We start from the raw sequence: 18,507 nt of genomic DNA on the forward strand, positions 1-18,507 counted from the left end.
GAGTACTCCCTCTAACGAACTCCCCTATACTCTCGCCTATCCCCTTCTTTTTGAGATCGACACGCATGCACGCCAAACAACGCTTTGAAGGTTCCGACCAGTACGTCGCGACCAGTGACCTGAAACTGGCCGTGAATGCGGCTTTGACGCTGCAACGCCCGCTGCTGATCAAGGGCGAGCCGGGCACCGGCAAGACCATGCTGGCCGAGGAAGTGGCGGCCGCGCTGAACATGCCGCTGATGCAGTGGCATATCAAGTCCACCACCAAGGCGCAACAGGGACTGTACGAATATGACGCAGTGTCGCGTTTGCGCGACTCCCAGCTGGGCGACGAGCGCGTGCGCGACATCCACAACTACATCGTCAAGGGCGTGCTGTGGCAGGCCTTCACCGCGCCCGAGCCGGTGGTGCTGCTGATCGACGAGATCGACAAGGCCGACATCGAGTTCCCCAACGACCTGCTGCGCGAGCTCGACCGCATGGAGTTCTACGTCTACGAAACCCGCGAAATGGTGCAGGCCCGCCACCGGCCGCTGGTCATCATCACCTCCAACAACGAGAAGGAACTGCCGGACGCCTTCCTGCGCCGCTGCTTCTTCCACTACATCAAGTTCCCGGACCGCGACACGATGGAGCAGATCGTCGCCGTCCACTACCCGAATTTGAAGCAGGAGTTGCTGGCGCAGGCGCTGCAGACCTTCTACCAGGTGCGCGACGTGCCGGGCCTGAAGAAAAAGCCGTCGACCTCGGAATTCCTCGACTGGCTCAAGCTGCTGCTGGCCGAGGACATCCCGGCCGAGGCGCTGCGCAGCAAGGACGCCAAGGCCATCGTGCCGCCGCTGCACGGCGCCCTGCTCAAGAACGAGCAGGACGTGCACCTGTTCGAACGCCTGGTGGCGATGAACCGGGCCAACCGCTGATGCACCAGCTCGCCCACCCCGCCGCCCCGATCGCGCCCGTCACGCTGGAGCTGCACGGCGTGCGCCTGGAACCGCTGGCCGCGCAGCACGCCGACGGCCTGCGCGCGGCCGCCGGCGACGGCGAGCTGTGGAAGCTGCGCGTGACCTCGGTGCCGGAGCCGGAACAGGTCGACGCCTACATCGCCAGCGCGCTGGAAATGCGCCCCGGCCGGCTGGCGTTCGCCGTGCTCGACGTCGCCAGCGGCGCCGTCATCGGCACCACCAGCTACCACGACATCGTGCCGGCCATCGCCCGGCTGGAGATCGGTTATACCTGGTATGCGCTCAGCCGCCAGCGCAGCCACGTCAACACCACCTGCAAGCTGCTGTTGATGACGCACGCCTTCGAAACCCTGGGCGCGGCGCTGGTGGGCCTGCGCACCGACAATTTCAACTTCGCCTCGCAGGCGGCGATCGAACGGCTGGGCGCGAAAAAGGACGGCGTGCTGCGCCACCACGCGCTGCGCCGCGACGGCACCGTGCGCGACACCGTGATGTACAGCATCGCCGCCGGCGAATGGCCGGAGATCAAGGCGCAACTGCGCTACAAGCTGGCGCAACACGGGACGAGCTGACATGCTGATCGATTTCTTCTTTACCCTCAAGGACGCCAAGATCCCGGTCTCGATCAAGGAGTTCCTGACCCTGCTCGAGGCGATGCAGCAGAACGTCATCGAAGCGTCGATGGACGACTTCTACTACCTGGCGCGCCTGACGCTGGTCAAGGACGAGGCCCACTTCGACAAGTTCGACCGCGCCTTCGCCCAGTACTTCAAGGGCATCAACGCCGCCTTCGAGAGCAACAGCGCGATCCCGCTGGACTGGCTGATCAAGCGCATGCAGCGCGAGCTGAGCGAGGAGCAGAAGGCGCAACTGGAGAAATTCGGCTACGACAAGCTGATGGACCGGCTCAACGAGCTGCTGAAGGAGCAGAAGGAGCGCCACGAGGGCGGCAGCAAGTGGATAGGCACCGGCGGCACTTCGCCGTTCGGCAACGGCGGCACCAACCCCGAGGGCGTGCGCATCGGCGGCAAGGGCGGCAACCGCACCGCGGTCAAGGTGTGGGAGGCGCGCGCCTACCAGGACTACGACGGCGAACGCGAGATCGGCACCCGCAACATCAAGGTGGCGCTGCGGCGGCTGCGCAAGTTCGCGCGCCAGGGCGCCGAGGACGAACTGGCGCTGGACGCCACCATCCGCGCCACCGCCAACAACGCCGGCTTCCTCGACATCCGGATGCAGCCCGAGCGCAAAAACAATATCAAGGTGCTGATGCTGTTCGACGTCGGCGGCACCATGGACGACCACATCGAGCGCACCGAGGAACTGTTCTCGGCCGCCAAGACCGAGTTCAAGAACATGGAGTTCTTCTACTTCCACAACTGCGTCTACGACTATATGTGGAAGAACAACCGCCGCCGCAATGCGGAGCGCTTCCCGACCTGGGACATCCTGCGCAAATACCCGCCGGACACCAAGCTGATCTTCGTCGGCGACGCCACCATGAGCCCCTACGAGGTGCTGCAGCCGGGCGGTTCGGTCGAGTACAACAACGAGGAGGCGGGCAGCGCCTGGCTGGCGCGCTTCACCAGCGCCTTCCCCAAGTTCGCCTGGCTCAATCCGGAGCCGGAGGGCGTGTGGCAGTACCGGCAGTCGATCGCCATCATCCGCCAGCTGATGAACGAGCGTATGTTCCCGCTGACCATGGACGGCCTGGAGCGCGCCATGCGCACGCTGAGCAAATAAACAGCCAAATGTCCCCCAGATAAAACAATGTAAAGAGCTCCCTCCGGAATTTTAAACAAATATTAACTTGTCATCGTATCGTACGACGTCTAGCCTGTCTTTTCTTTATGCTGTAGGCCCGCCCCGCCCACCAAGACCGCACGTTTTTATGCTACGCACCAAGAAAATTCAACTGCGCCTGCGCCAGCTGGCGCACCACGCCAGCGGCCGCCGGATCTTCGCCGGCCTGCTGCTGCTGGAGGCGCTGATCTTCCTGCTCGACGTCGACACCGGCGCCAGCATCTCCTACTCGCCCTTCCTGATGGCGCCGACCGCGCTGGCCGCCTGGCTGCTGGGGCGGCGCGCGACGCTGCTGTTCGTCGTCCTGTCCAGCCTGGCCCGCGTGGCCGACTACGCCGTGACCCACGCCCCCAACCAGCCCGCCTCCCTGCTGGCCTACGAGCTGCTGCAAAGCGCGCTGTTGTACGCCATCGTCGCATTGCTGGTGCTGTACCTGCGCGGCCGGCGCGACGCGCTGCTGCGCCACGCGCGCAAGGTGCGCCACGCCGCCCGCCGCGAACGCCATCGCCGCCGGCTCGATTCGGCCATCCGGCGCGCGATCCCGGAAGATGTGGCCGCCATCATCCGGCTGACCAGCTCGGGCGGCGAAAGCGGCGGCTTCGACCAGGCGGTCACCGACCACGCGCGCCAGGCGGCACTGACCGCCAGTTTCACGGCCGGCATCGTCGAGGGCGCCGCGCTGCGCGACCTGTGGAGCGGCGGCCAGACCACCGTACCGATCGAATTCTGGGTCTGCGAAATCGATGCCCGCGTGGTCAGCTACATGATGATTTTGGGGGTGGACGGACAGAAGAGCATGCAGCGCGAACTGCATGCGATGGCGGTCGAGGACAGCTACCGCGGCCACGGCGTGGGCGGCATGATGGTCGACTTCTTTTGCACGCATTACAAGCACCGCCGCCTGGTCGCGGCCTGCCGCGACGGCTCGGCCATGCTGCACCTGCTCTCCCGGCGCGGCTTCGCGCAGTTCACCCGCAGCGACAACCAGGACTACCTGATCCTGGCACGCGACTAGCCTTACTGCGCCGCGTACAGCCAGACGATCAGCAGTTGCATGGCGACGCCGGCGGCGGCCAGGCCGCCCACCAGCGCGGTGGCCCGCAGCGATTTGCGGCGGGCCCTGTCCAGGCGCGCCTGGCGCGGCATCCGCGTGGCTTCATCGCAGCCGTCGTCGCTGCGGCGTGAGTCGAATACTTCGTCGTACATGGCTTGGCCCTCCTGTTGATCGATGATTCAGGATAGCGCCGGCCGGCTAAAAATTTTGTAAAGAGTTCAACGGCGGACGTATACGCCGCGTATAAGCGGCGTATTGGCGGCCTCAGGCCGGCAATTGCAGGCGGTAGCCGACCGCCGTTTCGGTCAGCAGGTAGCGCGGCTGGGTGGGGTCGGCCTCCAGCTTGTGGCGCAAGTGGCCCATGTAGATGCGCAGGTAGTGGCCGTTCTCCGATTGCGACGGCCCCCACACGGCGCGCAGCAGCTGCGGGTTGCTCATCACGCGCCCGGCGTTACCGACCAGCACCGCCAGCAAGCGGTATTCGGTCGGCGTCAAATGCACATGCTCGCCGCCGCGCGTGACGCGGCGGTTCTGCAAATCGACGGCGACGTCGCCGAACTGGATCACGCCGGCGTGGTCGGCGGCCGGCTGGCGCTGGCGGCGCAAGGTGGCGCGCACTCGCGCCAGCAGCTCGCCCACGCCGAACGGCTTGGTCAGGTAGTCGTCGGCGCCGGCGTCCAGCGCGCGGATCTTGTCGGCCTCGTTGACGCGCGCCGACAGCACGATCACCGGCACGCTGGACCACTTGCGCAAATCGGTCATGAAGTCGATGCCGTCGCCGTCCGGCAGGCCGAGGTCCAGCACCACCAGGTCGGGCTTGCGGGTGCCGGCGTCGATCAGGCCGCGCTGCAAGGTGGCCGCCTCGTGCACCTGCCAGCCCTCCTCCTCCAGCGCGCTGCGCACGAAGCGGCGGATCTGCGGTTCGTCTTCCACCAGCAAGGCGGTGGGGGCGGTGTCGATGGTGCTCATATGCTTCCTTCCATTTCCGGTTCCGGCATGGCCGGCGGGCTGCCCAGCGGCAGCGTCATGACGAAGGCGGCGCCGCCCAGCGGCGACGCGGCGGCCTGGATCTTGCCGCCGTGCGCCTCGACGATGGCGCGGCAGATCGCCAGCCCCAGTCCCACGCCCGGCTTGGCCGATTCGCGCTCGCCGCGGGTGAATTTTTCAAACACGGCCTCCTCGCGCCCGTGCGGCAGGCCGGGACCGTCATCATAGACCATGACGTCGATCCAGGCGCCGCGCAATTCGGCGGCGATCTCGATGCGCGAGCCGGGCGGCGTGTACTTGGCGGCGTTTTCCAGCAGGTTGCACAGCACCCGCTCGATCAGCACGGCGTCGTAGCTGAGCAAGGGCAGATCGGCGGGCAGCCGGGTGCGCAGCGTGTGCCCCTGCAGCAGCGAGCCGCTGGCGCGCAGCGCGCTGCCGACCACCTCTTCCAGCGCCTGCCATTGCAGGTTGAACTTGACTTCGCCGCTCTGGATGCGCGCCATGTCGAGCAGGTTGGACACCAGTGCGCTCATGCGCAGCGCCTCGTCGTGCAGCAGCGCCGCCACTTCCAGCTGGGCCGGCGCCAGCGCCGGTTTGGAGCCGGCCAGCGATTCCGACAGCCCGACCAGCGAGGTCAGCGGCGTGCGCAGATCGTGCGACAGCGCCGCCAGCAGCGAGTTGCGCAGCCGCTCGGACTCCATGTTGACCAGCGCGTTCTGCGCCACCTCGATGTAGTGCACCCGCTCCAGCGCGATCGCGGCCAGCGCGGCGAAGGTGTCGAGCTGCTGGCGCTGTTCCGGCACCAGGATCCAGCGCCGGTGCTCGGGCTCGATCGCCAGCACGCCGCGGGTGCGCATCGGCGCCACCAGCGGCAGGTAGAAGATGCGGCTGGCCGGCAAGGTGTCGGTGCCCAGGCCGGCGCTCTCGGCGCGGTCGAAGGCCCATTGGGCGATGCCGATGTCGAGCACCGTGCGGTGGGTGCGGGCGCCGGCGTCGGCCTCGCGCGCGGCGGCCGCCGGCGCCAGCAGGCGGCCGTCGTCGTCCGGCACCAGCAAGGTGGCGCGGGCGCGGAAAGCGCGCTGGATGCAGTCCTGCGTGGTCTCGAAAATCTGCTCGGTCTGCAGCGCGCCCGACAGCTCGCGGGCGAACTCGTACAGCGCGCGCGAGCGCTTCTCGCGGTGCGAGGCCACCCGCGCCTGGAAGCGCAGGTCGGCCGTCAGGTGGCCGGTGATCAGGCCCACCGCCAGCATGACGACAAAGGTGATCAGGTACTGGAAATCGGACACCGCGAAGGTGAAGCGCGGCGGCACGAAGAAGAAATCGAAGCAGGCCACGCTGACGCAGGTGGCCAGCACCGACGGCCCGCGCCCGAAGCGCACCGCCACCAGCACCACCACCAGCAGGAACAGCATGGCGATGTTGGCCAGGTCGAGGTAGGCCAGCAAGGGCGTGGCCAGCAGCGCGGTGGCGACGCTGGCCACGCCGGCGGCCACGTAGCCGAGCAGGTGCTTGCGCGCCTGCGCCGGATCCGGCTCGCCGTCCGGGCCGCCGTCGGCGGCGCTGCCGGCGTGGCCGGCATCGGCGCCGTTGCCGGCGCGCGCGGCCGGCGCCGCCTCCTTGCTGGGCGCGCCGATCTCCACCAGGTCGATGTCGGGGCCGTAGCGCGCCAGCCGCTTGATGTGCGGCGCGCGCCACGGCCAGCTCGGGTGGGCGCGGCCCAGCACGATCTTCGACAGGTTGTGGCTGCGCGCATACTCCACCGCGGCCAGCGCGATGTCCTGGCCGGACACCACGGCGGTGGTCGCGCCCAGGTCCTCGGCCAGCTTCAGGGTCTTGAGGATGCGCTCGCGCTGGGCGGCCGGCAGCCGCTGCAGCGACGGCGTTTCGACATAGATCGCGTGCCAGCCGGTGCCCAGCTGGCTGGCCAGGCGCGCCGTGCTGCGCACCGTGTGCTCGCCGCCCGGTCGCGGGCCGACGCAGGCCAGCAGCGCGGCGCCGGTCTTCCAGATGTCGCCGATCGACTGCTCGACGCGGTAGGCGCGCACATCGTCCTCGATGCGGTCGGCGGTGCGGCGCAGCGCCAGCTCGCGCAGCGCGATCAAGTTACCCTTGCGGAAAAAATTCTTGGACGCGCGCTCGGCCTGCTGTTCCTTGTACACCTTGCCGCCCTTGAGGCGGGCCAGCAGTTCATCGGCCGGGATGTCGACCAGCACCACCTCGTCGGCCTGGTCGAACACGGTGTCGGGCACGGTTTCGCCGACGCGGATGCCGGTGATGCCGCCGACCACGTCGTTCAGGCTTTCCAGGTGCTGCACGTTGACCGTGGTGAGCACGTCGATGCCGGCGTCCAGCAGTTCCTCGACATCCTGCCAGCGCTTGGGATGGCGCGAGCCGGGCGCGTTCGAATGCGCCAGCTCGTCCATCAGGATCAGCGGCGGCCGGCGTGCCAGCGCGCCGTCGAGGTCGAATTCGGCGATGTGCTTGCCGCGATACGCCACTTGCCTGAGCGGCAGCACATCGAGTCCCGCCAGCATGGCCGCGGTCTCGCTGCGGCCATGGGTTTCGATCACGCCGACCAGCACCGGCTGGCCGTCGGCCTGCAACTTGCGGGCGGCCGCCAGCATGGCGTAGGTCTTGCCGACCCCGGCCGAGGCGCCGAAGTAGATGCGCAGCTTGCCGCGCGCGGCCTTGCGGTCCAGCGCTTGCACCTGGGCCAGCAAGGCGTCCGGGTCGGGTCGTTCTTTATCGTTGGGGAACATGAAGTATCGCTAAACCTTGGGCTGAACACGCTGATTTAGCGAGTATGCGCACTTTCCGCGTCCAGCGCCAGATTCAGCGCCAGCACATTGACCCGCGGCTCGCCGAAGAAGCCCAGCGTCTGCGACTGGCGCTGGGCGTCGATCAGGGCCTCGACCCTGGCCGGGGCCAGCTGGCGGACGGCGGCGACGCGCGCCACCTGGTAGCGGGCGCCGGCGACGCTGAGCTCGGGATCGACGCCGCTGGCCGAAGCCGTGACCAGGTCGACCGGGATCGCCAGCCGGTTGGGCTGGCCTTGCGGCTCGGCTGCCTTGAGGGCGTCGATGCGGCCCTTGACGGCGTCGTTCTGGGCCGGGTTCAGCGGGCCGAGGTTGCTGCCGCCGGAGCCGGCGGCGTTGTTGGGCATCGGGCCGGTGGCCGACGGCCGGCCCCAGAAGTACTTGGGCGACGAGAACGACTGGCCGATCAGCGAGGAACCGATGGCCTTGCCGTTCACTTCGATGATGCTGCCTGCGGCCTGGGCCGGGAAGGCGACCTTGCCGACGCCGGTCACGGCCAGCGGATACAGCACGCCGCAGATCACGGTCAGGGCGCCGAACAGCACCAGGGCGGGACGAATTTGGGATGTCATGCTTGCTCTCCTAGGTTAGACGAGATGGAACATGGTCAGCACCATGTCGATCAGTTTGATGCCGGCGAACGGCAGCAGCAGGCCGCCCACGCCATACACCCAGATGTTGCGGCGCAGCAGCGCGGCGGCGCCGATGGCGCGGTAGCGCACGCCCTTCAGTGCCAGCGGGATCAGGAACACGATGATCAGCGCGTTGAAGATCACGGCCGACATGATGGCCGAGTTGGGGCTGCTCAGGTGCATGATGTCGAGCGCCTTGAGCGCCGGGAAGGTGCCCACGAACGCAGCCGGAATGATGGCGAAGTACTTGGCGACGTCGTTGGCGATCGAGAAGGTGGTCAGCGAACCGCGCGTCATCAGCATCTGCTTGCCGATCTCGACGATCTCGAGCAGCTTGGTCGGGTTCGAATCGAGGTCGACCATGTTGCCGGCCTCCTTGGCGGCCTGGGTGCCGGAGTTCATCGCCACGGCGACGTCGGCCTGGGCCAGCGCCGGCGCGTCGTTGGTGCCGTCGCCGGTCATGGCGACCAGCCGGCCTTCGGACTGGTAGCTGCGGATCAGCTTGAGCTTGTCCTCCGGCGTGGCTTCGGCCAGGAAGTCGTCCACGCCGGCCTCGGCGGCGATGGCGGCGGCGGTCAGCTTGTTGTCGCCGGTGATCATCACGGTCTTGATGCCCATGCGGCGCAGCTCGGCGAAGCGCTCCTTGATGCCGCCCTTGACGATGTCCTTCAGCTCGACCACGCCCATCACGCGGCCGGCGTCGACCACCACCAGCGGCGTGCTGCCGCGGCGCGAGACGTCGTCGACCGCGCGCGCCACTTCGGACGGATACGGCTGGCCCAGCGCCTCCACGTACTGGCGCACGGTGTCGGCCGCGCCCTTGCGCACCTGACGCTCGCCGAGATCGACGCCGCTCATGCGGGTCTGCGCGGTGAACGGCACGAACACCGCGTGCAGCGAGGCCATCTCGCGTTCGCGGATGTTGAACTTCTGCTTGGCCAGCACCACGATGCTGCGGCCTTCCGGCGTTTCGTCGGCCAGCGAGGCCAGTTGCGCGACGTCGGCCAGTTGCTGCTCGGTCACGCCGGGAGCGGCGTAGAAGGCCGAGGCCTGGCGGTTGCCCAGCGTGATGGTGCCGGTTTTATCGAGCAGCAGCACGTCGACGTCGCCGGCCGCCTCGACCGCGCGGCCGGAGGTGGCGATCACATTGGCCTGCATCATGCGGCTCATGCCGGCCACGCCGATGGCCGACAGCAGGCCGCCGATGGTGGTCGGGATCAGGCACACCAGCAGCGCGATCAGCACGGTGATGCTGATCGGCGTGCCGGAATTGGCCGCTGCCACCGCGTACAGCGAGAACGGCAGCAGGGTCACGGTCACCACCAGGAACACGATGGTCAGCGCCACCAGCAGGATGGTCAGGGCGATCTCGTTCGGGGTCTTCTGGCGCTTGGCGCCCTCGACCATCGAGATCATGCGGTCGAGGAAGGTCTCGCCCGGATTGGCGGTGACCTTGATCACCAGCCAGTCCGACAGCACCCGGGTGCCGCCCGTGACGGACGAGAAGTCGCCGCCCGATTCGCGGATCACCGGCGCCGATTCGCCGGTGATGGCGCTTTCGTCGACCGAGGCCACGCCTTCGATCACTTCGCCGTCGATGGGGATGACGTCGCCCGCTTCGACCAGCACGTAATTACCCTTGCGCAGGTCGGCGGCAGCTTGTGGCAGCCAGGTGGTGCCATGCTTGGGCGAGGCCAGCTTCTTGGCCGTGACCGACTGCTTCAGGTTGCGCAGCGAGGCCGCCTGGGCCTTGCTGCGGCCCTCGGCCAGCGCTTCGGCGAAGTTGGCGAACAGCACCGTGAACCACAGCCAGATGCTGGTGGCGAGGATGAAGCCCGGGGCCGCTTCGGCCTGGCCGTACAGCGCCTGGACGTACAGCAGCGTGGTGATGATGCTGCCGACGTAGACCACGAACATGACCGGGCTGCGCAGCTGCACGCGCGGATCGAGCTTCTTGAACGAGTCGGCGATGGCCGGCACCAGCAGTTCCGAATCGAACAAACGCAGCTTTTTGGCTGGCGGGTTGGTAAACAGCGTCATCTCTTTTTGAGTTGCTTGTGACATGATGATTCCTTATTTGGCAAACAGCTGCAGGTGTTCGACCACGGGGCCGAGCGCCAGCGCCGGAACGTAATTGAGCACGCCGACCAGGGCGACCACGCCGACCAGCAGGCCGACGAAGATCGGGCCGTGGGTGGGCAAGGTGCCGGCTGTGACTTCCAGGCGCTGCTTGCCGGCCAGCGAACCGGCGATCGCCAGGATCGGCACGATCACGCCGAAGCGGCCAAACCACATGGCGATGGCCAGCATGGTGTTGTAGAACGGTGTGTTGGCGGACAGGCCGCCGAAGGCGCTGCCGTTGTTGTTGGCGGCCGAACTGAACGCATACAGGATCTCCGAGAAGCCGTGCGCGCCGGGATTGAGGACGCCCGCCTTGCCGGCGTCGCACATGACGGCGATGGCGGTGCCGGCCAGCACCAGGGTCGGCGTGACCAGGATGGCGATCGAGGTCATCTTCATTTCATACGCCTGGATCTTCTTGCCCAGGTATTCAGGCGTGCGGCCTATCATCAGGCCGGCGATGAACACCGCCATGATGGCGAACACCAGCATGCCGTACAGGCCGGTGCCGACGCCGCCGAAGATCACTTCGCCGAACTGCATCAGCAGCATCGGGATCATGCCGCCGATCGGCATGAAGGAATCGTGCCAGGAGTTGACCGCGCCGCACGAGGCGGCGGTGGTCACTGCCGCGAACAGGGTGGTGGCGCTGATGCCGAAGCGCGCTTCCTTGCCTTCCATATTGCCGCCCGGTTGCAGCGCGTTCGCCGACTGGTCGACGCCCAGCGCCTGCAGCGCGGGGTGGGCCTGCTGCTCGGCGCCCATCACCGTCACGGTGCACACCACGAACAGCAAGGTCATGGCGGCCAGCACGGCCCAGCCCTGACGCCGGTCGCCGACCATGCGGCCGAAGGCGAAGCACAGGCCGGCCGGGATCAGGAAGATGGCCAGCATCTGCGCGAAGTTGGTCAGCGCGGTCGGGTTCTCGTAAGGGTGGGCCGAGTTGGCGTTAAAGAAGCCGCCACCATTGGTGCCCAGCATCTTGATCGCTTCCTGCGAGGCGACCGGGCCCATGGCGATGGTCTGAGTCGAGGTGGTCAGCGTTTCGGTGACCGGTTCGCCCTTGGCGTCCTTCAGCGGCTGGCCGTCGGCGCCGACTTTCGGCTGGCTGTAGGTGACCGGATCCATCAAAGTCACGTCCTTGTAGGCCGAGAAGTTCTGGATCGCGCCCTGGCCCACCAGGAACACAGCGAAGATGAACGACAGCGGCAGCAGCACGTACAAGGTGGAACGGGTGACGTCGACCCAGAAATTGCCGATCGATTTGGCCGAGCGCGACGAAAAGCCGCGGATCAGCGCATAGGCCACGGCGATGCCGGTGGCGGCCGAGAAGAAGTTCTGGCCGGCCAGCACCAGCATCTGGGTCAGGTAGCTCATGGTCGATTCGCCGCCGTAGCCCTGCCAGTTGGTGTTGGCGACGAAGCTGACGGCGGTGTTGAACGACGAATCCGGGCTGACGTTGCCCAGGCCCTGGGGATTGAGCGGCAGGTACAACTGCACCCGTTGCAGGCCGTAGGTCACCAGCGCGCCCAGGCCATTGAACAGCATCAGCGCGATGGCGTAGGCCTTCCAGTTCTGGCCTTCGGTCTTGCCATCCTTGCCGGCGATGCCGGCGGCGCGGTACAGCAGGGATTCGATCTTGCCCAGCCAGCCGAAGCCAGGGACGGCGCCGCCGGCGCCGACGCGGGCCAGCAGGATGCCCAGTGGGTAGGACAGCGCCAGCAGCGCGGCCAGGAACGCCACCAGAAGAATGATGGATTGCATAGTCATTACAGGTTCTCCGCTTTCAACAAGGCCACCACCAGGTAGACCAGCAGGCCGGCCGCAGCCAATGCCCCAATCAGGTAAAAGGTGTTCATTGCTTACCTCCCAATTTGTCGCAACCGGCGGCAAACGCCACGATCACGGCAAAGAAGACCACCAATGCACCGATAAATACTATGTCCATCACACCCCTCACAGGTCTTGTTTTTGATACCTGAAAGGTTAGCGGCAAGGGTCTAAAGATTGTGTAAAGACTTGGTGGCGGGGTGTAAACAAGATGTAAAAATGGCCGCTATTTACGCTTTATATACGCGCGCGGCCCGACTATTTAGAACATTTTTACGGGGGCAGGAATACGCTTTTTCTGTCGCAACTACCTGAAAAAATTATGCTTACCTCCCTACACGGCATCTGGGTGCCGCTGGTCACCCCCATGCATCATGGTGAAATCGATTTACCCCGCCTGCAGAACCTGGCCGCCGACCTGATAGACCAGGGCGTGCACGGCCTGGTGGTGTGCGGCACCACCGGCGAAGCGCCGCAGCTGGACCTGGCCGAACAAGGCGCGGCGCTGGCCGCGGTGCTGGAGGCGGCGCACCAGCGCTGCCCGGTGCTGATGGGCATAGGCGGCAGCGACACCTATGCCGCCGCCAGCCGCGTGCTGCAATTCGACGACATGGACCTGGCGGGTTACCTGGTGTCGACGCCGGCCTACGTGCGCCCCTCGCAGGAAGGCCTGGTGCGGCACTTCGAGACCATCGCCGCCTCAACCGGACGCCCCATCGTGCTGTACAACGTGCCGGCGCGCACCGGCGTCAACCTGGAGCTGGCCACCGCCGCCCGGCTGGCCGAGCGGCCGCAGTTCGCCGCCATCAAGGAAGCCGGCGGCCGGCTGCGCCAGATCACCGACCTGGTCGAACACACGCCGCTGTCGGTGCTGTGCGGCGACGACGCGCTGCTGCTGTCTGCGCTGTGCAGCGGCGCCCATGGCGCCATCTCGGCCTCGGCCCACATCCGGGTCGACCTGTTCGTGCGGCTGTATGAGCTGGTCGAGGAACAGCGCCTGCCCGAAGCGCGCGAGCTGTTCGCCAGGCTGCAGCCCTTGATCCAGCTGATGTTCTCGGAACCCAACCCGGCGCCGCTGAAGGCCGCGCTGGCGATGCAGGGCGTGCTGCGCGAAGAACTGCGCCTGCCCATGACGCCCGCCACCAACGGCTGCAAGGCGCGCATCGCGACCATGCTGGAAGCGCTGGACGAGGTTCCCGTGCACGCTTCGGTGGAGGCCATATGATCGTCGCCCTCACTGGCATGGACGGCAACGCCACCGTCTCCGACCTGGCCGAGGACCTGGCCATGCTGCGCGTGGCGGCCGGCAGCCGGGTGCTGCTGGTCAGCCCCAACCCCGGCGCCTACGATCCGCAGCTGTACGACGACCTGGTGATCGACGCCTCCCACCGCGACGCCGACGCGGCGCTGGCGCGGGCGGCCGTCATCGTGGCGCTGGTGCGCCCGGCCGACATCGAGCAAGGCCGCCACGCAGATTTTCTCGGCCGCCTGCGACGGGCGCAGGAGCTCAATCCCTGCGCCCGCGTGCTGGTGACTGTGGCGCACGGCAGCAAGCCGCTGACGCCCCACCAGACCGGATGTCTGCTGGTATTCGTCGCGCAAATCCCCGGCGCGCGCCTGGCCGACACGCTGGAACTCGACCAGCGCGGCAGCTACCACTCCCACCACAGCGAACTGGAACTGGACTGCCGCAAGACGGCGTACGTGCTGTGCGCGCCCGAAGTCCGCCATCTCTACAGCGAAGTATTTCGCGGCGGCGCCGCCCGGGCGTACAGCTAGATGAAAAGGTTTCGCCGTCCCCGTGCAAGCGCGCTATCGCCGCTTTCCGCGCCGACCTGCAGACATCGGCAAGCAACCAATCTTCGCTACCGGGCAGGCGCAGCCAGACCGCTTTCCAGGCATTGCGGTTGCCGCTGCCGTGCAGGTTGGCAAAGCAGGACGGTGATACCGAGTGCCCGTCATATTTGATTTCCGCCCCCGCCACCGTGGCGAAATAGGGCTGGTTACCGAAGCTGGCGCGCAGCCTTGTGCCCTCGGGAAGGAAGACCTGCTTCCATTGGTATCCCGCCTCGGACGCCGCCGCTGGCTGCTGCGGGGCCGGCGGCGCGGGTTTGATGTAGTTGCGAATTGCCTCGATGACGAAGGGCTCCTGGGCCAAGGAATCCGACCAAAAATTACCTGTGAATTCACCCAGCTCGACGAGCACATCGTCAGGTACGCGGATCGGGAATTGGAGGCTATACCTGGACATGGTGGGGGCTCCCTAAAAATCGGTTTTTACTAAGCGCTGCTAACCACTACTGACCTGCACTACAGCGCGCTATCACTTACTAAAAATGCCGTGCTGAATGCTAAACGCCGCTATATTTTTTGGCCTGTATTCGTTAGAGGTGGTTAGTCGTTTTTAGTTCCGAAAATAGCGTGGGGTCGCACGAAATATCGATGGTTAGCGGCAGGTAGTACTGGTTATCGGGTTTTAGTAAAAGCCGAAAAAACAGCACCCGCCCTGTACATGCCTACTGCCCGGGCAGAAAAAAAGGGACGCGCGCAAAGCGCCGCCCCTCCGATGACCGGACACTCGCCCGATCAGAACACTTTGCTGATGGTCAGCTGTAGCGCGGTCTTGCCCAGGAACTTGCCGTTGGCCGGCGAAGCGTAGGCGGTTTTGCCGGCGTTGGTGCCGATCACCGCCAGCGCGCCGGTCACCACGCCGAAGTCCCTGGTGGCGCCGATCTTCCAGTCACTATAGCTGGCCGCGCCGTTGTGCTTGATATTCTGGTGGCCGGCGTGCAGGTTGACGGTGTAGCCCTCGCCCGCGTCGATGTTGGCGCCCAGGTCCACATAGCCGCTGTTCTTGCTGTCGACGAAACCAAACAGATTGGTCACCGCGTGCGAATACTTGATATAAGCCGGGCCATAACCCAGTTGGCCATACACCTCGGTGGTGTTGGCGTTGACGAAGCCGCTGACGTGCGCCAGGCCGTTCGACGGATAGACATAGGTCAGCACGCCGACGTCGTAGGACAGGTCGGGCGTGACCTGGCCGCGTTTGCCGGCGTAGATATCCAACTCGATGTCGCCGCTGCCGCCGGCGTCCTTGGTCCATTTGATGGTCGACAGCCAGGCGCCGGCGTAGAAACCGGTCGGGTTGTTGGTGTAGTCCAAGCCGCCTTGCAGGGCCGGTTTCAGGCGCGTCTGCGAAATGCCGCGATAGCGGTAGTCGCTGACCAGCGCGGCGTTGAAACTGGTTTCATTATCCGGCTTGGCGGCCGGCGCTGCATCCTCGGCGTAAGCGTGCGTGCCCGTGAAAGCAGCGACGACGGCTGCGGCGAGTATCAATTTCTTCATGATGCGGTCTTTCTGTTGGTGGTTAGATCAAGTGGTAAAAACATCAAACGGTAAAAACTTCGCGGTACAGGGCGTCCATATCGGCCGGCGCCGGTCCGTGGATAACTGTGCTGGCCAGCGAGGCCGACATCACCTGCGCCACATAGGCGCGCACCGCGGCGCGCTCGGCGTCGGTGGGCTCGTCGGCGCCGCCGACCAGCACAAACAGCACGCGCAGTCCGGGATTGAACATGCGCGCGGCGTTCAAACGGGCGATCAGCTGGTAGCGGGTCGACAAGTCGGCCTGGGCCGGCTTCAGCGGCACCACCGCCAGCCGCGCGGCGGCCAGCGCGGCGCGGCTCTCGGCGCTGTCGCGGCCCTCGGTATCGACCAGCACCGCCGCGCCGCCGGCGCCGCCGTGCTGGTTGGCGACGGCGACGATCATGCCGCGCCCCGCGTCGCCAGCGGCGTCAGGCGGCCGAATTCGGCGCCCGGCAAGGCCCGCATCACCGCCTCCATCACCTGCATGGCCAGCGCGCGCGACACGCACAGCCAGACCTTGACGCGGGCGCCGTGGTCGCAGGCTTCGACCCGCATGAACTCCATGGCGTCGCCGCAGGTGCGCATCACCAGCGCCCGCAGCGCGGTGACGGCGTCGCTGTCGACGGTCAGCTGCATCAGGCAGGCGCGCGGCCGGGAAGGCCGCGCCCTGTGCTGGGTCTGGGCCGCCCTGGTATGGAAGAAAGCATGCATATCGAACCTCTGGATTGATCGTTGCGATACAAAACAGCTTATCGATGGCGCCGTAAAAACGGTCTAAAAAGGCGGGCCGGGGTTGTAAACATCGTGTATAAATTGGCCCGCGCCGTTTTTTTGCCGCGATTACGCCCGGTTGAGGATAGAATACGCAAACGTCCGCATAAAACTGTACATAAACCCAGTATCGAAATTACAAGCTTGATCACGTATGGCCACTAAAAAACCAGTTTCCGACTACAGCGAAGCATCCATCCGGGTCCTCAAGGGCCTGGAACCCGTCAAGCAACGCCCGGGTATGTACACCCGCACCGAGAATCCGCTGCACATCATCCAGGAGGTGATCGACAATGCCTCGGACGAGGCGCTGGGCGGCCATTGCAAAAATATCATCGTCACGCAGAACGCCGACGGCAGCATCACCGTCGAAGACGACGGCCGCGGCATCCCGGTCGGCCTGCACCCCGAAGAGGGCGTGCCGACGGTGGAAATCGTGTTCACCCGCCTGCACGCGGGCGGCAAGTTCGACAAGGGTTCGGGCGGCGCCTATGCGTTTTCCGGCGGTTTGCACGGCGTCGGCGTGTCGGTCACCAACGCGCTGTCCAAGCGCCTGGAGATCACCGTCTGGCGCAAGGAGCCCGACGGCACCGGCCTGCACAAGCTGGCCTTCGAGCACGGCGACGTGGTCGAGCCGCTGTCCTCCGCGGTCGCCCCGCGCGACGGCAAGAAGTCCGGCACCCGCGTCACCGCCTGGCCGGACGCCAAATATTTCGACTCCCCCGCCATCTCGCAGACCGAGTTGCAACGCCTGTTGCGCTCCAAGGCCGTGCTGCTGCCGGGCGTCACCGTCACGCTGACCAACGCCAAGACCGGCGAATCGCAGGTCTGGCAGTACAACGACGGCCTGCGCGGCTACCTGACCGAAGCGCTGGCGCAAGCGACCGACGGCGAGACCCTGATCCCGCTGTTCGAAGGCGCGCAGTTCGCCGGCCCGGACGCCGAAGGCTTCGCCGAGGGCGAAGGCGCGGCCTGGGTGGTGGCATGGACCGAACAGGGCGCCGTGGTGCGCGAATCCTACGTCAACCTGATCCCCACGCCGAACGGCGGCACCCACGAATCGGGCCTGCGCGACGGCTTGTACGGCGCGGTGAAGAGCTTCGTCGAGATGCACTCGCTGCTGCCGAAAGGCGTCAAGCTGCTGCCGGAAGACGTGTTCGCGCGCGTCTCGTTCGTGTTGTCCGCAAAAGTGCTGGACCCGCAGTTCCAGGGCCAGATCAAGGAACGCCTGAACTCCCGCGACGCCGTGCGCCTGGTCTCGACCTATTCGAAGCCGGCGCTGGAGCTGTGGCTGAACCACCACGTCGACTACGGCAAGAAGCTGGCCGAACTGGTCATCAAGCAGGCGCAATCGCGTCTGCGCTCGCTGCAAAAGGTCGAGAAGAAGAAATCGTCCGGCGTGGCCGTTTTGCCGGGCAAGCTGACCGACTGCGAATCGAGCGACGTCGCCCGCACCGAACTGTTCCTGGTCGAGGGCGACTCGGCGGGCGGTTCGGCCAAGATGGGCCGCGACAAGGAATTCCAGGCCATCCTGCCGCTGCGCGGCAAGGTGCTCAACTCCTGGGAGACCGATCGTGACCGCCTGTTCGCCAACAACGAGATCCACGACATCTCGGTGGCGATCGGCGTCGATCCGCACAGCGCCGACAGCATGCCGGACCTCTCCGGCCTGCGTTACGGCAAGATCTGCATCCTGTCCGATGCGGACGTCGACGGCTCGCACATCCAGGTCTTGTTATTGACGCTGTTCTTCAAGCACTTCCCCGGCCTGATCGCCAACGGCAACATCTGCATCGCCCGGCCGCCGCTGTACCGCGTCGACGCGCCGGCGCGCGGCAAGAAGCCGATCCAGAAGCTGTACGCGCTCGACGCCGGCGAACTGGTGGCGATCGAGGACAAGCTGCGCAAGGACGGCCTGAAGGAAGGCGCCTGGTCGATCTCGCGCTTCAAAGGCCTGGGCGAGATGAACGCCGAACAGCTGTGGGAAACCACCATGAACCCGGACACCCGCCGGCTGCTGCCGGTGTCGCTGGGCGCCTACGCGCACGGCGAATCGTCGGCCCGCTTCAATATGCTGATGGGCAAAGGCGAAGCGGCCGCGCGCCGCGCCTGGATCGAAGAACATGGCAACGAAGCCGAAGCAGACATCTAATTACTCACCG

Annotated in this window: 17 protein-coding genes; 7 read left to right on the plus strand and 10 right to left on the minus strand. The window is 66.1% G+C overall.

Going from position 1 to position 18,507, the window contains the following annotated elements; translation table 11 throughout:
* The first annotated feature begins 65 nt into the window (after nucleotides 1-65).
* The 4 genes from AC1RMD_RS16710 (at nucleotide 66) to AC1RMD_RS16725 (ending at nucleotide 3,780) form a co-directional block, all read left to right on the plus strand.
* On the plus strand, nucleotides 66-920 hold the full coding sequence (locus AC1RMD_RS16710) for an AAA family ATPase (RefSeq protein WP_492927805.1): 855 nt from the start codon (nucleotides 66-68) through the stop codon (nucleotides 918-920).
* Complete coding sequence (locus AC1RMD_RS16715) at nucleotides 920-1,534, plus strand: GNAT family N-acetyltransferase (RefSeq protein WP_492927806.1); 615 nt, start codon at nucleotides 920-922, stop codon at nucleotides 1,532-1,534. Before AC1RMD_RS16710 ends, AC1RMD_RS16715 begins: the two co-directional genes overlap by 1 nt.
* 1 nt (nucleotide 1,535) lies before the next feature.
* Complete coding sequence (locus AC1RMD_RS16720; RefSeq protein ID WP_492927807.1) at nucleotides 1,536-2,705, plus strand: vWA domain-containing protein; 1,170 nt, start codon at nucleotides 1,536-1,538, stop codon at nucleotides 2,703-2,705.
* Nucleotides 2,706-2,853: 148 nt separating this feature from the next.
* Nucleotides 2,854-3,780 carry a GNAT family N-acetyltransferase gene (locus AC1RMD_RS16725; RefSeq protein ID WP_492927808.1) on the plus strand — a complete coding sequence of 309 codons (927 nt, stop codon included), beginning with the start codon at nucleotides 2,854-2,856 and terminating at the stop codon, nucleotides 3,778-3,780.
* A 2-nt stretch (nucleotides 3,781-3,782) separates the two neighbouring features.
* On the opposite strand, the gene AC1RMD_RS16730 is transcribed toward AC1RMD_RS16725, so the two are convergent.
* The 7 genes from AC1RMD_RS16730 to AC1RMD_RS16760 all read right to left on the minus strand — a co-directional run bounded on the left by AC1RMD_RS16730 (nucleotide 3,783) and on the right by AC1RMD_RS16760 (nucleotide 12,234).
* The gene (locus AC1RMD_RS16730; RefSeq protein WP_492927810.1) at nucleotides 3,783-3,971 is read right to left on the minus strand and encodes a hypothetical protein; all 189 of its coding nucleotides are present in this window, start codon (nucleotides 3,969-3,971) and stop codon (nucleotides 3,783-3,785) included.
* A gap of 112 nt (nucleotides 3,972-4,083) precedes the next feature.
* Nucleotides 4,084-4,788: a two-component system response regulator KdpE gene (gene kdpE / locus AC1RMD_RS16735; protein WP_492927811.1), complete on the minus strand. Its 705-nt coding sequence runs from the start codon at nucleotides 4,786-4,788 to the stop codon at nucleotides 4,084-4,086.
* The gene (gene kdpD, locus AC1RMD_RS16740) at nucleotides 4,785-7,565 is read right to left on the minus strand and encodes a two-component system sensor histidine kinase KdpD (protein ID WP_492927812.1); all 2,781 of its coding nucleotides are present in this window, start codon (nucleotides 7,563-7,565) and stop codon (nucleotides 4,785-4,787) included. Before kdpD ends, kdpE begins: the two co-directional genes overlap by 4 nt.
* Nucleotides 7,566-7,600: 35 nt before the next feature.
* Nucleotides 7,601-8,194 carry a potassium-transporting ATPase subunit KdpC gene (gene kdpC, locus AC1RMD_RS16745; RefSeq protein WP_492927813.1) on the minus strand — a complete coding sequence of 198 codons (594 nt, stop codon included), beginning with the start codon at nucleotides 8,192-8,194 and terminating at the stop codon, nucleotides 7,601-7,603.
* A 15-nt stretch (nucleotides 8,195-8,209) separates the two neighbouring features.
* Nucleotides 8,210-10,318 carry a potassium-transporting ATPase subunit KdpB gene (gene kdpB / locus AC1RMD_RS16750; protein ID WP_492927814.1) on the minus strand — a complete coding sequence of 703 codons (2,109 nt, stop codon included), beginning with the start codon at nucleotides 10,316-10,318 and terminating at the stop codon, nucleotides 8,210-8,212.
* Between the two features lie 9 nt (nucleotides 10,319-10,327).
* Nucleotides 10,328-12,145: a potassium-transporting ATPase subunit KdpA gene (kdpA, locus tag AC1RMD_RS16755; protein ID WP_492927816.1), complete on the minus strand. Its 1,818-nt coding sequence runs from the start codon at nucleotides 12,143-12,145 to the stop codon at nucleotides 10,328-10,330.
* On the minus strand, nucleotides 12,145-12,234 hold the full coding sequence (locus AC1RMD_RS16760; protein ID WP_492927817.1) for a potassium-transporting ATPase subunit F: 90 nt from the start codon (nucleotides 12,232-12,234) through the stop codon (nucleotides 12,145-12,147). The genes kdpA and AC1RMD_RS16760 overlap by 1 nt, the downstream gene beginning before the upstream one ends.
* A 293-nt stretch (nucleotides 12,235-12,527) precedes the next feature.
* On the opposite strand from AC1RMD_RS16760, the gene dapA reads away from it, so the two are divergent.
* Complete coding sequence (gene dapA, locus AC1RMD_RS16765) at nucleotides 12,528-13,430, plus strand: 4-hydroxy-tetrahydrodipicolinate synthase (RefSeq protein WP_492927818.1); 903 nt, start codon at nucleotides 12,528-12,530, stop codon at nucleotides 13,428-13,430.
* Nucleotides 13,427-13,984, plus strand: coding sequence for a hypothetical protein (locus tag AC1RMD_RS16770; RefSeq protein ID WP_492927820.1), 558 nt, complete (start codon nucleotides 13,427-13,429; stop codon nucleotides 13,982-13,984). Before dapA ends, AC1RMD_RS16770 begins: the two co-directional genes overlap by 4 nt.
* A gap of 807 nt (nucleotides 13,985-14,791) precedes the next feature.
* Here the strand turns inward: AC1RMD_RS16770 and AC1RMD_RS16775 are convergent.
* The 3 genes from AC1RMD_RS16775 to AC1RMD_RS16785 are packed head-to-tail and all read right to left on the minus strand — an operon-like array spanning nucleotide 14,792 to nucleotide 16,285.
* A complete protein-coding gene (locus tag AC1RMD_RS16775) occupies nucleotides 14,792-15,553 on the minus strand; it encodes a TorF family putative porin (protein ID WP_492927821.1) in 762 nt (253 codons plus the stop codon).
* A 43-nt stretch (nucleotides 15,554-15,596) separates the two neighbouring features.
* Nucleotides 15,597-15,977, minus strand: coding sequence for a hypothetical protein (locus AC1RMD_RS16780; RefSeq protein WP_492927822.1), 381 nt, complete (start codon nucleotides 15,975-15,977; stop codon nucleotides 15,597-15,599).
* On the minus strand, nucleotides 15,974-16,285 hold the full coding sequence (locus AC1RMD_RS16785; RefSeq protein WP_492927823.1) for a hypothetical protein: 312 nt from the start codon (nucleotides 16,283-16,285) through the stop codon (nucleotides 15,974-15,976). Before AC1RMD_RS16785 ends, AC1RMD_RS16780 begins: the two co-directional genes overlap by 4 nt.
* A 214-nt stretch (nucleotides 16,286-16,499) precedes the next feature.
* Here AC1RMD_RS16785 and AC1RMD_RS16790 point away from each other — a divergent pair, with 214 nt between their 5' ends.
* Entirely contained in the window at nucleotides 16,500-18,497 is a 1,998-nt protein-coding gene (locus AC1RMD_RS16790; RefSeq protein WP_492927824.1) for a DNA topoisomerase IV subunit B, read from the plus strand.
* Nucleotides 18,498-18,507 lie beyond the last annotated feature (10 nt).

This window comes from Duganella sp. GW822-FHT06D06, from assembly GCF_058799615.1.